At 39.9% G+C, this 13648-nt stretch carries 13 protein-coding genes; 3 read left to right on the top strand and 10 right to left on the bottom strand.

Annotation, left to right across the window (positions count from 1 at the left end):
- The first annotated feature begins 190 nt into the window (after positions 1 to 190).
- Complete coding sequence (locus tag ACULLG_RS15820) at positions 191 to 1204, top strand: DUF6588 family protein (RefSeq protein WP_452127768.1); 1014 nt, start codon at positions 191 to 193, stop codon at positions 1202 to 1204.
- 118 nt (positions 1205 to 1322) lie between these two features.
- Here the strand turns inward: ACULLG_RS15820 and ACULLG_RS15815 are convergent, their stop codons facing one another.
- Positions 1323 to 1697 carry a hypothetical protein gene (locus ACULLG_RS15815; RefSeq protein ID WP_452127767.1) on the bottom strand — a complete coding sequence of 125 codons (375 nt, stop codon included), beginning with the start codon at positions 1695 to 1697 and terminating at the stop codon, positions 1323 to 1325.
- Between the two features lie 246 nt (positions 1698 to 1943).
- Here ACULLG_RS15815 and mdh point away from each other — a divergent pair, with 246 nt between their 5' ends.
- Both mdh and secDF read left to right on the top strand, forming a co-directional pair.
- The gene (gene mdh, locus ACULLG_RS15810) at positions 1944 to 2870 is read left to right on the top strand and encodes a malate dehydrogenase (protein WP_452127766.1); all 927 of its coding nucleotides are present in this window, start codon (positions 1944 to 1946) and stop codon (positions 2868 to 2870) included.
- A 212-nt stretch (positions 2871 to 3082) separates the two neighbouring features.
- Positions 3083 to 6046 (top strand): protein translocase subunit SecDF, encoded by a 2964-nt coding sequence (gene secDF / locus ACULLG_RS15805; RefSeq protein ID WP_452127765.1) that lies wholly within the window; start codon positions 3083 to 3085, stop codon positions 6044 to 6046.
- Between the two features lie 49 nt (positions 6047 to 6095).
- Here the strand turns inward: secDF and ACULLG_RS15800 are convergent, their stop codons facing one another.
- The 9 genes from ACULLG_RS15800 to cysS form a co-directional block, all read right to left on the bottom strand.
- The gene (locus tag ACULLG_RS15800) at positions 6096 to 6422 is read right to left on the bottom strand and encodes a hypothetical protein (RefSeq protein ID WP_452127764.1); all 327 of its coding nucleotides are present in this window, start codon (positions 6420 to 6422) and stop codon (positions 6096 to 6098) included.
- Positions 6422 to 7891: a pyridoxal phosphate-dependent decarboxylase family protein gene (locus ACULLG_RS15795; protein WP_452127763.1), complete on the bottom strand. Its 1470-nt coding sequence runs from the start codon at positions 7889 to 7891 to the stop codon at positions 6422 to 6424. Before ACULLG_RS15795 ends, ACULLG_RS15800 begins: the two co-directional genes overlap by 1 nt.
- Before the next feature lie 65 nt (positions 7892 to 7956).
- The gene (locus tag ACULLG_RS15790; RefSeq protein ID WP_452127762.1) at positions 7957 to 8469 is read right to left on the bottom strand and encodes an N-acetyltransferase family protein; all 513 of its coding nucleotides are present in this window, start codon (positions 8467 to 8469) and stop codon (positions 7957 to 7959) included.
- Positions 8456 to 9715 carry an ABC transporter ATP-binding protein gene (locus tag ACULLG_RS15785; RefSeq protein WP_452127761.1) on the bottom strand — a complete coding sequence of 420 codons (1260 nt, stop codon included), beginning with the start codon at positions 9713 to 9715 and terminating at the stop codon, positions 8456 to 8458. The genes ACULLG_RS15790 and ACULLG_RS15785 overlap by 14 nt, the downstream gene beginning before the upstream one ends.
- Before the next feature lie 34 nt (positions 9716 to 9749).
- A complete protein-coding gene (locus ACULLG_RS15780; protein ID WP_452127760.1) occupies positions 9750 to 10274 on the bottom strand; it encodes a GNAT family N-acetyltransferase in 525 nt (174 codons plus the stop codon).
- Positions 10274 to 10786 (bottom strand): DUF192 domain-containing protein, encoded by a 513-nt coding sequence (locus tag ACULLG_RS15775; RefSeq protein ID WP_452127759.1) that lies wholly within the window; start codon positions 10784 to 10786, stop codon positions 10274 to 10276. Before ACULLG_RS15775 ends, ACULLG_RS15780 begins: the two co-directional genes overlap by 1 nt.
- A gap of 9 nt (positions 10787 to 10795) precedes the next feature.
- Positions 10796 to 11758, bottom strand: a complete 963-nt coding sequence (gene lgt / locus ACULLG_RS15770; protein ID WP_452127758.1) for a prolipoprotein diacylglyceryl transferase — start codon at positions 11756 to 11758, stop codon at positions 10796 to 10798.
- Between the two features lie 141 nt (positions 11759 to 11899).
- Positions 11900 to 12142 carry a membrane protein insertion efficiency factor YidD gene (gene yidD / locus ACULLG_RS15765; RefSeq protein ID WP_452127757.1) on the bottom strand — a complete coding sequence of 81 codons (243 nt, stop codon included), beginning with the start codon at positions 12140 to 12142 and terminating at the stop codon, positions 11900 to 11902.
- Positions 12143 to 12157: 15 nt separating this feature from the next.
- Positions 12158 to 13639, bottom strand: coding sequence for a cysteine--tRNA ligase (gene cysS / locus ACULLG_RS15760; protein WP_452127756.1), 1482 nt, complete (start codon positions 13637 to 13639; stop codon positions 12158 to 12160).
- Between the last annotated feature and the right edge of the window lie 9 nt (positions 13640 to 13648).

Raw genomic sequence — 13648 nt, 5'->3', positions numbered from 1 at the left:
TACCCCAAACGCTTGTTCGACGGATAACAAAACTATGCAAATGAAGCGTACCAAATAATACATTAAATAGGGGAAATGAGAGGCCAATTGTCCACAAAGAGTAGCTGTTAAATATATAGATAACAGCGTTTCACAACAAAAACTGGTTGCAGCATGGGGAGTTTGTTAGTTTTAGGAAAAATTTTACAAAATGAAGAGAATAAGCCTTTTACTAGCAATATGCAGTTTTTCATTTGGAATGGCACAATCCAATTTAAATGAACTTTTGGCTGCTGGTCTAAATGATGCGGAACAGTTCACCACTTCTTGGTTGGCACCGGTTACCGAAGCGGGTGTTTACAGTATTTCAAATGGATGGTATAATTCTGCCGACGCCAAACCCTTGGCTGGATTTGAAATATCAATTGTCGGAAATATTACTGGTTTTAAAAACAAATCGGATAAGAAGTCCTTTACCTTGAACACGGCAGACTACGAAAATTTGACTTTTGTGGATGGGAGTAGCTCTAGAGAGGTAGCAACAGCACTAGGGGATATTGAAGGTGTGGATGTTGCAATTAATGCCACCATTGAAGGTCAGCAGGTGAGTACCTCGTTTGAACTTCCTTCCGGCTTATCTTCTGAAGATTTGAACTTTATCCCTTCGGGATATATCCAAGCCAGTGTTGGCTTGATCAAGGGCACAGAGTTGAAAGCTAGATTTTTGCCAAAAATTAATACTGATGATGTTTCCATAGGACTTTATGGGGTAGGAATACAGCATGACTTTACAAAGCATCTTCCAGCAGACAAATTACTTCCGGTGGCGATATCTGCGGTAATCGGATACACCAATCTTAGCGGAGAATATGATTTTACTAATACTGGGGTTATTTCAGGAGAAAACCAGCGCATAGACGCTAAGTTCAGTTCTTGGAATTTTGCCGCCGTGGTATCGACTCGATTGCCGGTGATTAATTTTTATGGTGGTTTAAATTATATTACAGGAAAGGCTGACACCAACATTCTGGGCACTTATGACGTTGCAGCAGTTGGCGGAAATACCATAACCTATGTCGACCCATTTTTGATCAGTAATAAGGTAAGTGGAGCTTCCGCAAACATTGGAACGAAACTGAAGCTTGGTTTCTTCCGTATTAATGCAGACTACAACATAGCAGAATTCAGCACCTTAACCTTTGGTATAAATTTCGGATTTAGATAAAATTGTCAGGTCGAGCTGTCATCCTGAGCTTGTCGAAGGAGCAGTCGAGACCTAGAAAAATAAAGTAGGCCTCAACAATCGTTGGGGCCTACTATTTTCATAAGTGTGTCTTCCACTATTATTCCCTGGTGGCGAAGACAGAACCATTATCCAGGGCTAGGATCTCAGGGTCATTGCTTTCTTGTAAACTTACAATTACATCCGAAACTTGTTCGTCTCCGAAAGTAATGGAATATTTTCCATTTTCTTCAGACCATCTAAAATCGGTGTAATATGTAAGATCGGAATTGGTGTAGGATTGATATCTTCCTAAATATACGTCGTTGAATATCCATTCTTCTCGAGTGGTTGAGCTTTTGTTGGAGCTCGCATCAGAACTAGAAGAATTTTTGACCCAAGTGCCTAAAATGGGGTCATTGTTTTCAGGAATGCTGCTACAGTTGCTTACCGCAATGATGCAAATAATGGACAGCAATGAAAAAAGCTTTTTCATGTCTAAGTAGGTTAATCATAAATTTGGGACTAATAGAACGCCAATGGATGAAGATGTATTGTGGCTAATTCGACGTATGACACATTCTCAGTTGATTTCTTCGTTGAACTGCATGCTTTGTTAACATAACAACTATTTTACCGATAGTTGTGTCAGAAAAAGCCTATAGGCTAAAATGGACAAAAGTCAGGTTTTTTCTAACCTAAATGCCTTATTTTTGACGGATTAAAATAAAAACAGATAAAAATGAAAGTTACCGTAGTTGGAGCAGGTGCAGTAGGGGCAAGCTGTGCCGAGTATATTGCAATGAAAAATTTTGCGTCCGAAGTTGTTTTGTTGGATATTAAAGAAGGATATGCCGAAGGAAAGGCAATGGATTTGATGCAAACCGCTTCCTTGAATGGTTTTGATACCAAAATCACCGGAAGCACAAGCGATTACTCCAAAACTGCCGGTAGCGACATTGCTGTGATCACATCTGGTATTCCACGTAAACCGGGTATGACCCGTGAGGAACTTATTGGAATCAACGCTGGAATTGTAAAAACTGTTTCTGCAAGTCTTTTGGAACACTCCCCCAATGCAATTTTAATTGTGGTGAGCAACCCCATGGACACCATGACCTATTTAGTGCACAAGACCACAGGTTTGCCAAAACACAGAATTATTGGGATGGGTGGAGCTTTGGATAGTGCCCGTTTTAAATACCGATTGGCGGAAGCCCTTGAAGCTCCAATTTCCGATGTTGATGGAATGGTAATCGGTGGACATAGTGACAAAGGGATGGTGCCATTGATTGGCCATGCTACAAGAAATAGCGTTAAAGTCTCTGAATTTCTTTCCGAAAATAAAATGGACTGGGTGGTTCAAGAGACCAAAGTTGGTGGTGCTACCTTGACCAAATTGTTGGGCACAAGTGCTTGGTACGCTCCTGGAGCTGCGGTGTCTGGATTGGTTCAGGCCATCGCATGTGACCAGAAGAAAATGTTCCCATGTTCTACCTTGTTGGAAGGAGAATATGGACTAGATGACATCTGCATCGGAGTTCCTGTTCTTTTGGGAAGAAATGGTATTGAAAAGATTGTTGAAATCGATTTGAGCGATGCCGAAAAAGCCAAAATGCAAGAAAGCGCCGAAGGCGTTAAAAAGACCAATGGATTACTTCAATTGTAAGGTCTAAAAAATAGATAATCAAATGTCATTTCGAATCCGTAGGATGAGAAATCTCTTCTGTGGATTTCTCGCTGTGCTCGAAATGACATTTTTGTTTAAATCGAGGCGGAGCTACATTCCATTTGCAATTCCATCAATTTCTATTGGCAAATCTTGTCGGAAATGATATATTTGCACGCTGTTTATAAAAACTTCTAAAAATTTAATAATCAATGCAAAATAAAGGACTTATAAAGCTTTTTGCGCTTCTTTTTGGTCTGGTGAGCATCTATCAACTTTCCTACACTTTCATTGCAAGCAAGTTGGAAACAGACGCTGAAACCTATGCAGTTAACCAAATTTCGGAAGCTGAAGAGGATTATGTAGCAAAGCGTGAGGCTTTAGAAGCATCATATTTGGACTCCATCGGCGCCAATCCAGTTTTGGGATATACCAGCTATGATGACGCAAAGAAAAAAGAACTGAACAAGGGATTGGACCTTAAAGGAGGTATCAATGTTACTCTTCAGATTTCTGTAAAAGATATCTTGAAAGGTCTCGCAAACAATACCAAGAACCCGATTTTCAATAAAGCTTTAGCGGATGCGGACAATGCCTCCAAAAATAGCGACAATACCTATTTAGAGTTGTTCCTTGAGGCGTTTGACAATATTAAGGGAGATGCCAAATTGGCTTCACCCGATATATTCGCCAACAAAGGTTTGAGCGATGTGGTCAACTTTCAAATGACCGATGATGAGGTAAAACCTGTTATCCGAAGAAAGATTGACGAGTCTATTGTCTCAGCATTTGAGGTACTTCGAGAACGTATCGATGGTTTTGGGGTCACGCAGCCCAACATCCAAAGAGAAGGAAATTCAGGACGTATTTTGGTAGAGTTACCAGGAGCAAGGGATATTGCAAGAGCTCAAGAGCTGTTGTCAAGTACTGCCCAGTTGGAGTTTTGGGAAACATATTCCCAAAATAACCAAAGCTTGGGAGCTTTCTTTGTAAGCGCCAATGAAAGATTAAAAGATATATTGGAACCTGTAGAGGAAGAAGAGGAAGTATCAAAGCCAGAATCTGAAATTGACTCCTTGCTTTCCGATGTTGCCCAAGATTCATTGGATTTGACCCCTCAAGTAAATCCATTATTAAGCAAATTGATTCCTGCCAATCCTGGCAGCCATGCTATTGCTAGAGTATTGGTTTCCGATACTGCTGAAATAGGTGGCTATTTAAGGATGAGGGAGATCAAAAGATTGTTGCCTAACGATATTCAGTTTACCAAATTCTTATGGGAGAGACCAGCTAAAGATTCTGAGATTGCTGAACTTTTTGCATTAAAATCAAATCGGGACAATACCCCTAGAATCAGTGGAGATGTTGTTTCCGACGCCCAAGATACCTTTGACCAATACAACAAGCCAGCGGTAAGCATGACAATGAATACCCGAGGGGCAAAGGAATGGGAAAAGTTGACAGGTGATGCCTTCAACAACCAAACCGGTATCGCCATTGTGTTGGATAACAAAGTGTATACTGCACCTGGAGTTTCTTCTGGACCTATTTCGGGTGGACGTTCCGAAATCACGGGAACATTTACTGTAAATGAAACAAAGGATATTGCCAACGTATTAAGAGCTGGTAAACTTCCTGCTTCAGCGGAGATTATTCAATCTGAGGTTGTAGGTCCCTCTTTAGGGCAAGAAGCTATTGATAGTGGTTTTATGTCCTTCTTGATCGCCATGGCCTTTGTTTTGGTTTGGATGGTTTTCTACTATGGAAAGGCGGGAATCTTTGCCGATATCGCTTTGGTATTGAATATCCTTTTGATTTTTGGAGTGCTTACAAGCTTAGGGGCAGTATTGACACTGCCTGGTATCGCAGGTATTGTATTAACAATTGGTATGTCAGTAGATGCCAATGTGTTGATATTTGAACGTATTAAAGAAGAGCTTGCCCGTGGTAAAGGAAAGGCGCAAGCTGTGGCCGACGGTTTCAGCAATGCACTATCTTCCATTTTAGATGCGAATATTACCACTGGACTTACCGCGATTATCCTTTTTATTTTTGGTTCAGGTCCGATCAAAGGATTTGCGACAACTCTTTTAATTGGTATTGTTACTTCTTTGTTCACTGCAATCTTTATCACCCGTTTGTTGGTGGATTGGTATGTGGCCAAGAAAGGAAGAAGTTTGGATTTCTCAACAGGACTCACGAAGAATTTGTTCACCAATATGAGCATCAACTTCTTGGGCAAACGTAAAATAGCTTACATAGTTTCCCTTATTTTAGTTGGAGTTGGTATTTTCTCATTGGCTACTACTGGTTTGCAACAAGGTGTCGACTTTGTTGGGGGTAGATCATATCAAATCCGTTTTGAGAAAGCGGTAAATCCATCAGAAATAGCTTCTGAATTGAATACTGTATTTGGCAGTGGAACCAATGTGAAAACATTTGGTGAGGCCAATCAAATAAAAGTAACTACTCCATACAAAGTGGATGTTGAAGGTATTGAAGTAGATAACGAAATTCAGGATAAACTATATACTTCACTTCAGAAATACTTGCCAGATGGCACTTCTTTTGAAGATTTTACCGTTGGTGCTTCCGAAAAATCAATCGGAATATTACAATCGGTAAAAGTCGGACCAACGATAGCAGATGATATTAAGAACAATGCGTTTTTAGCCATTATTGGGTCGTTGGCGGTTGTTTTCCTATACATTTTATTACGATTTAGAAGATGGCAATTCTCCTTGGGTGCAGTAATAGCTGTATTCCATGATGTGATGATTGTATTGGGAATCTTCTCATTGACAGGAAGTATTATGCCATTTAATATGGAAATTGACCAAGCATTTATTGCTGCGATATTGACCGTAATTGGTTACTCTTTGAACGATACTGTGGTAGTTTTTGACCGAATTCGTGAAATTGTAAACCTAAAAGGGTGGAAAAATGGGGAGAACATTAACCAGGCGTTGAATAGTACTTTAAGTCGTACCTTAAATACTTCATTAACTACCTTGATTGTACTTTTGGCCATCTTTGTTTTTGGTGGTGAAAGTTTACGTGGATTTATGTTTGCTATGATAGTGGGGGTAATGGTAGGTACCTATTCCTCCGTGTTTATTGCAACACCTATAATGTTTGATGCTTTGAGAAAGAAGATTTCTTCTTCCAAAGAATAGTATCAACAAGATTTGGATATTAAAAAGCCACTCGAGAGAGTGGCTTTTTTTATTTTGGAGGCAGTGACATTACATATTCAAATCCTTTTTGCAGATAAACCCCTAGTGTTTCAGAATCGGTCAGTAAAGATTCAGGAATCAAAACGTATTCCCGCACGGTGGCCCCATGTGATCTAAAAGGTTTTGCCCCGATAACTTTGTCAAACTCTAAAGTAGCTTCCTTTGAAAGTCGAATGCCCAACTCATTATCCTTGTTGATCAAGGAAAACATATATCCATTTGCCGAAGTATAGGGCATGGTTTTTCCCTTGCGTTCAAAGTTTGGGTTTTGTGCGACTAATTCGTCGTAGATATTTAAAATTAAATCCCTATCCATTAGTGTTTCATTTCGTATGATTTTGTTTCAACTTTCTTTGCAACATCACGAATTACATCCAATAAATAATCAATGGTTTTGGTTGTCTTTCTATGATTGATCAAGCAAGCCCTGATGGCGTAATCTCCTTTAAGTTTCGTACCCATGATAAATACTCTTCCATCTTTTTCCAATTCGGGCATTAATTTCTGGTTGAACTCCAAAATTTCCTCCTTTGATTTCATATTTCCAATATATCGAAAACAAGAAACGGCCAGTTTTGAATCTGCCACCAATTCAAAATCCTCTGAAGCAAGGACTTGCCCATTAAGATATTGGGTAAGATCAATGTCTTTTTGAATCATGGCCCTAAATCGTTTCATACCATACGCTTTTATACTCATCCAAACTTTGAATGCCTTGGCATTTCGTGATAACTGAAAATAATGTTCATTAAACTCCAATCGGTTGCCGTCATCAGCAAGTTCTGTATCCAAATAGGCAGCTTTTTTGTAATATGTTCTTCTAAGGTTATCCCAATTTCTTACCAGGGTACAACCAGCTTCAAAGGGCTGGTATAGCCATTTATGAAAATCAAGGGCGATGGAATCTGCCCGTTCCATTCCCTTGTACTCTGGTTTCAAAGTATCCAGTACTGCCGCCAGGGCACCGTAGGCCCCGTCCACATGATACCATAACCCATACTTTTCTGCGAGGTTGGCCAGAGCATCAAGATCATCAATGGCGCCGGTATTTACTGTACCTGCATTTCCAATAATGCAAAATGGTTTTAGCCCATTGGCGATATCTTGTTTTATTTCCTTTTCCAAAGAACCCAAAGCAATCTGAAATGTGTCATTGGTCTTTATTTTTCTTAAATGATTGCTCCCAATACCTAACAATTCTACACTTTTGTCAACACAGTTATGTACTTCTTCGGAAGCATAAACTACGAAGGGCGCCTGACCAAAAAGCCCTTTTTCACGAATGCCTTCTTTCTCAAAGAAAATATTTCTGCCTACGGTGAGTCCAGTGAGATTGGCCGCAGACCCTCCACTAACCAGAACACCGCCAGCATCAGGTGTGAATCCCAACATTTTTGCTGTCCACTTTAGGACGCGTTTCTCAATTTCGTTCATGGCTGGCCCCAAATGCCATTTGGTTTGATTTTGATTTATGGTAGTGGCCAATTTTTCCGCAATAATAGAAATCTGGTTGCCTCCTGACATAACATAAGCGTACATGTTAGGGCCAAGATTACCGGTTGCCGTGTTCAATACCTTCTTTTCAACTTCGTCCAATAATTTGAAGGTGTCCATTCCATCCTCGGGCAGTTCTTCATTAAACCAATGTTCCACTTCGGCCTGTGGATGATCGTGATACCCTTTTTGTTGATTGATGTTTTCAAATTGTCTTAAGACAAGCTCACTGCTCCTGTTCAATAGGGCTTCGTAGTCTTTTTGCGAAAAATCCAAGGTGGTTTTGGCCATAGTTTTGTCTTTGATTTTCCTTTTAGGGAAGGAATTATAAAGATAAGCGTATTTGAAGTTTTATGCTACAGTAGGGATTTGGTCATGGCTTGAAACTTAAAATGTTCATTGCCTATTTGGAAATCGTGATCTCCCACCTTTTTAAATCCGTTTTTCTCATAAAATCGAACCGCGCGTTCATTTTCCTTGAGAACAGAGAGCCAAATTTTTGAAGCTTCCCTTTTAGCTTCTTCCAGAAGCGCATCTTGAAGCGCTAACCCAACTCTCTTGGACAGAAAATCTTTAAGTACATAGATCTTTTGGAGTTGGCAGACATCTGGCCCTATTACAAATGGCGAAGGGGAATTCAGTTTCAGTTTGGCATAACCTACGGGTAGACCGTCAATTTTTGCCAACCAATATGCATTGTTGGGCTTGGCAAGGCTGCTTTGTAATTTATGCACGTTAAAGGTTTTGTTCAGATAATTTTCCAAATCAAGTTTGTCTCGGAAATAATGTCCAAAAGTTTCCGTGAAAGTTATTCTTGCCAAAAGGGCAATAATGGTTGTATCTGAAGGAGTTGCCCTAAGTATCTCCATGTAATGTTGCTTTGCCAATAGATCCTGTGGGTTTCATCTCCAAAATGTAATCAAATTGAGGGTCCAATCCAATTTCTTTTCTGTGCGAAACAAATACAATGGTGGTGTCACTTTCCTGTGCAATTTTATTGACCAAGGAAACAAATAGGGCCGCGTTTTCATCATCTAGCCCAGCAGTGGGCTCATCCAAAATGAGTAATGGTGGATGCTTGATCATGGCTCTTGCAGTCATGACCAACCTTTTTTCACCAGGAGTGAGGTTTAAAAATTGCTTGTTTTTTTTACCCACCAAATGCAAAAGCTTGACCCATAAAGTGGCCAAATGCCTAGCTTGATCCGAAGCTTTCTTGTAAAGTCCAATGGAATCATAAATACCTGAGATCACCATATTTTCCAAGGTGTGGTATCCGTTGAACTTGTCGGTCATGGCAGGGGTGAAATAACCAATTTTTTCCTTTAAGTCCCAAACACTTTCACCACTGCCTTTTTTTTGCCCAAACAGTGTCAGGTTCTGTCCATAACCTTTATGGCTGTCACCTGTAATCATGGAGAGCATGGTGGTTTTGCCACTGCCATTGGGTCCGATGAGTTGCCAAAACTCACCTTTTTTAATGGTCCAGTTGATATTGTCCAACACCTGTCGTCCATCAAAACTTACGGATACGTTTTTAAAATTAACAAGCTCAGTGCCTTTGACAATTATAGGTTCAAGAGGAGGGGGAATAGTTTCTGTAAACCGACTTATTTTTCGTTTGTTTTCTTCCCAAAATGCTTTTTGATTGGAATAGGAGAGAAGCTTATCCTTTGCCAGTCGAAAAAAATCTGTGGTAATGGGTAGAATATCTTCCAATCTGCTTACCACTTGAATCAAAGGAATTTTTTTTGAAGTGGAGACCAATTTTTCCTTGAGGTAGGCCTGGGTGGCAATATCCAAATTGTCGTATGGGTTGACCAAAACCAAAAAATCGGGACTTTGTTCCAATAGATAATTGAGCAATGCCTTTTTCTGTTCCCCACTGCTCATCGATTTTAGGGATTGTGAAGATTCCCTGGTGATTATTTTCATGTCATGCCGTTCCTCATCATCCATGAACCGTTCAATTTCTGAACGAGAGAAAAGCAAGCCCGAAGTGCTTTCAAGACTTTCAAATCCTGGCACCGGAATTCCTTTAAGGATATCGGAGACCAAATTTCGGGTCTGGGATTTATTGTTGATCAGTATTGCGTAATGTTTGGCTGGTTTCATTGGGCAACAACTACTGTTGATTTCAAAAATAAGATTATCCTTGATCTACCCTAAAAATATGCACAGGATTGTCTTTATAAGTGGTAGTCTTGTCCAAATACATCCCATTTTTTAAAGCTACTTTTTGTGAAGGGATATTGTCCACATGAATTATGGAAATTAAGGAAGGGGCAAAGTTGTTCTCAAAAGCAAAAGTTTTGCATTTTTGAGCTGCCTCGAAGGCAAAACCTTGTTGCCAGAATTCTGGTAGAACGGAATACCCAATTTCCAATTCTTCAATACCATCTACTGTTTGAACCAAAAGACCGCAAATACCAACCAATTGTCCGGTTTTTTTTAAGATAAGCGCGTTCATGCCACCGGAACCTTCCTCATACCGTTCAAAAATACGATCAAATTGAATTTTACACGCTTCAACGGGGTCAGAAGGTAATCCTTCCCAGAACTCAGTCGATTTTGGATCATGATAAAAAGGAAGCCAAGCATCGAAGTCCGAAGGTCGGATTTTTCGGAAAAGTAAGCGTTCCGTGGATTGGTTTTCTAATAAATAATCGGGCATTATAGTTTATTGTAGGAAATACTATCACCAACTGATAGACCCAGTTTATCGGAAAGACCGGCATTGATTTCCAAAACATACTGCACGGGTACACCCGAAGACAAACCTGTCTCATCAAAAGGCTTGGCATTTTTTTGAAAACTGACAATCTTAAGGTTTTCATCGATATAAATGATGTCCAAAGGAATTTCAGTGTTTTTCATGTAGAACGAGTGCATGGCGATATCATCAAAAACAAAAAGCATTCCCTGGTCTTCCTCCATACTGTCACGATACATTAACCCGGTCTGGGTCTCATATTCGGTTTCGGCAATTTCTATCTGAAAATTGGCTAAGGTTGAATCTTTTTCAACCGATGAAATGGTCAAATCTCCTTCTTTGGTGAATTTGATACTTTCCGTTTTGATTTCTTTTTTTGATTCAGTCTTACAGCTTAAGATCATTATAGAAATAAAACCAAAAAAAGCACCTAGCTTGATATATTTGAACATTGTCAATTGGTAATTGCCCATTGTAATTGTTTATTGTTTTTGGGGAGAAGGTCTGAACATAAAATAAAGACCAACTAGAATCATCGGGATACTGAGCCATTGGCCTGTTGAGAGTAATCCGAGTGATTCTTCAAATCCGCCCTGGCTCTTTTTAAAATATTCTACAAAGAAGCGCACGGTCCATAGGCCCACCATGAAAAGGCCAAAGAAATAACCTGTTTTATCTTTTTTGTTGGTTTTCCAGTAGAGCTGGTATAGTATTGCAAAAAGTATGAGATAGCATATTGCTTCGTACAATTGCGCTGGATGTCTATACGGAATGGACTCTAACAGTGGTGCAAATTCTGGATTGTTCTCAATGGCTTTGTAAGCCGCACTAGCTGTTTTTTCTTGGGTTTCACGTATGGCTTTGTACGCGGGCATATCATCCGAATCCCGTATAAAACGAACAGCGAGGGCAAAAGATTTGTCCACGATCTTCCCATTGATTTCGGAATTAAAAAAATTCCCCAATCGAACAAAACTGGCTCCAATTGCCGAAGGTATTACCATGCGATCTAGCAACCAAAGCATATTGATATCCTTCCATTTTCTGCAATACAGCCAAACCCCGATGATGGCGGCTATTGTAGCTCCGTGGCTTGCCAATCCGGTAAATCCGGTAAATTCATATCCATTTATAAACCCAAAAAGCGACCCGTTGGCACTTTCGCGTATGGGCAAAAGAATTTCTATCAAATGATCCTTGTAATAGTCCCAGTCGTAAAAAATAACATGTCCTAAACGAGCTCCCAACATAATGGAAACTATTCCATGAATGAATAGGGAATCCACCTGTTGCATGGTCTTTTTTTCGTTCAAAAAGATACGCTTGATAATGTACCAGCCTACCACAAATGCAGCAATCCAAAGTAGGTTATAATATTTGATTTGAATGAATCCCAATTTAAACAAGGTGCCGTCGGGATTCCAATTAAAGCCTAAGAAATACATCAGGTAAAATTTTGGTCTAATATAATTAATAGATACTAGAGCGCTTCGTTTTTAGATGTTAGATTTCAGAATAAATTTTTAACACTGTTCCTAAAAATAAAACTCAACTGAACTTCAATTTAAATTTTGGATTTGAACTTATTAAGGAACTGGATCGTACCCTTTGCCGCCCCATGGGTGACAGCTGAAGATTCGTTTTAAAGACAACCACCCCCCTTTAAAAAGACCATGTTTTTTTAAAGCTTCCATTGTGTAAGCGGAACAGGTGGGCGAATAACGGCATGTAGCTGGAGTTAAGGGTGAAATTAAAAGCTGATAGAGTTTGACCAATAGTACGAAAGGAGCGATAAGGATTTTTTTAAATGTAATTCCTTCCGATTCCATATGGTTTTTGTGCAATTAATTAATACTGAAGGTCGTTCCTTCTTTACCATCTTTGAGTTGGATCCCCAAAGCGGTGAGTTGATCTCTGATCTTATCCGAAGTGGCAAAGTCTTTATTGGCTCGGGCCTCATTGCGCAACTCAATCAACAATTCCATAACGCCGCTTAGTGCACTGATATCATTTTTGGTCGCCTTTTGATTTTCAATACCCAAAATATCGTACACAAAAGTGTTTAAGGTGGATTGAAGTAGTGACTTATCTTCTTTGGAGATGGTTTCTTTGCCCTCCTTTATCAGATTGATGCGTTTTACGCCATCAAAAAGATGTGCAATTAGAATAGGGGTGTTGAAATCATCGTTCATGGCATCGTAACACTTTTGTTGCCATGTTTTATAGTCGAAATCAGACGTTGCTCCTGTTTTTAAAGATTCCATGCATTCCATGGCATCGATAAGTCGATTATACCCCTTTTCTGAGGCTTGCAGCGCATCATCACTCAAATCCAAAATACTTGTGTAATGGGCCTGCATCATAAAAAATCGGACTACGGCAGGGGAGTATGCCTTGCTCATGATGTCATTTTCGCCACTGAACATTTCTGACGGATAAATATTGTTTCCTGTGGATTTTGACATCTTCTTGCCGTTCAAGGTCAACATATTGGCGTGCATCCAATATTTTACGGGGGATTTTCCAGTACTTGCTTCAGACTGGGCTATTTCACATTCGTGGTGTGGAAATTTCAAATCCATTCCACCTCCATGTATGTCAAAAGTCTCTCCCAAATATTTTGTGCTCATGGCGGTACACTCCAAATGCCATCCTGGAAAACCATCTCCCCATGGAGAAGGCCATCGCATAATGTGTTGTGCCTCGGCTTTTTTCCAAAGTGCAAAATCTTGAGGGCTTCTTTTTTCATCTTGGGCGGTGAGCTCCCGGGTGTTGGCGATCATATCTTCCAACTTTCTTCCACTGAGCTTGCCATACTCATGGCTTTCATTGAATTTTGGAACATCAAAATATATGGAGCCATTGACTTCATAGGCAAAACCTTTATCAATGATTTCCTTTATGATTTCAATTTGCTCAATGATATGGCCCGTAGCAGTTGGTTCAATGCTTGGTGGTAAAAAGTTGAATTTTTGCAGGGTTTCATGAAAGTCAACCGTATAGCGCTGAACCACTTCCATGGGTTCAATCTGCTCCAACTTTGCTTTCTTGGCGATTTTGTCTTCCCCTTCATCAGCATCGTTTTCCAAATGGCCCGCATCGGTAATGTTGCGAACATAGCGAACTTTGTACCCCAAATGCTTGAAATAACGGAAGATCATATCAAAGGACATGAATGTTCGGCAATTTCCAAGGTGAACATTACTATACACCGTAGGTCCGCAGACATACATGCCGATATGGCCTTCGTTTATGGGTTTAAAAACCTCTTTTTTACCAGTAAGTGAATTGTGTACTCGTAGGGTTTGGTTTTTGTAAAGTTGCATTGAAAAACT

The sequence above is a fragment of the Flagellimonas sp. 2504JD1-5 genome (genome assembly GCF_053618295.1).
This window is presented reverse-complemented; position numbering and strand designations above follow the sequence as displayed.

Excerpts from the sequence above, each read along its gene's own strand:
- ACULLG_RS15820 (WP_452127768.1), top strand. The coding sequence starts at position 191 with ATGAAGAGAATAAGCCTTTTACTAGCAATATGCAGTTTTTCATTTGGA.
- ACULLG_RS15815 (WP_452127767.1), bottom strand. The coding sequence starts at position 1,697 with ATGAAAAAGCTTTTTTCATTGCTGTCCATTATTTGCATCATTGCGGTA.
- mdh (WP_452127766.1), top strand. The coding sequence starts at position 1,944 with ATGAAAGTTACCGTAGTTGGAGCAGGTGCAGTAGGGGCAAGCTGTGCC.
- secDF (WP_452127765.1), top strand. The coding sequence starts at position 3,083 with ATGCAAAATAAAGGACTTATAAAGCTTTTTGCGCTTCTTTTTGGTCTG.
- ACULLG_RS15800 (WP_452127764.1), bottom strand. The coding sequence starts at position 6,422 with ATGGATAGGGATTTAATTTTAAATATCTACGACGAATTAGTCGCACAA.
- ACULLG_RS15795 (WP_452127763.1), bottom strand. The coding sequence starts at position 7,891 with ATGGCCAAAACCACCTTGGATTTTTCGCAAAAAGACTACGAAGCCCTA.
- ACULLG_RS15790 (WP_452127762.1), bottom strand. The coding sequence starts at position 8,469 with ATGGAGATACTTAGGGCAACTCCTTCAGATACAACCATTATTGCCCTT.
- ACULLG_RS15785 (WP_452127761.1), bottom strand. The coding sequence starts at position 9,715 with ATGAAACCAGCCAAACATTACGCAATACTGATCAACAATAAATCCCAG.
- ACULLG_RS15780 (WP_452127760.1), bottom strand. The coding sequence starts at position 10,274 with ATGCCCGATTATTTATTAGAAAACCAATCCACGGAACGCTTACTTTTC.
- ACULLG_RS15775 (WP_452127759.1), bottom strand. The coding sequence starts at position 10,786 with ATGGGCAATTACCAATTGACAATGTTCAAATATATCAAGCTAGGTGCT.
- lgt (WP_452127758.1), bottom strand. The coding sequence starts at position 11,758 with ATGTATTTCTTAGGCTTTAATTGGAATCCCGACGGCACCTTGTTTAAA.
- yidD (WP_452127757.1), bottom strand. The coding sequence starts at position 12,142 with ATGGAATCGGAAGGAATTACATTTAAAAAAATCCTTATCGCTCCTTTC.
- cysS (WP_452127756.1), bottom strand. The coding sequence starts at position 13,639 with ATGCAACTTTACAAAAACCAAACCCTACGAGTACACAATTCACTTACT.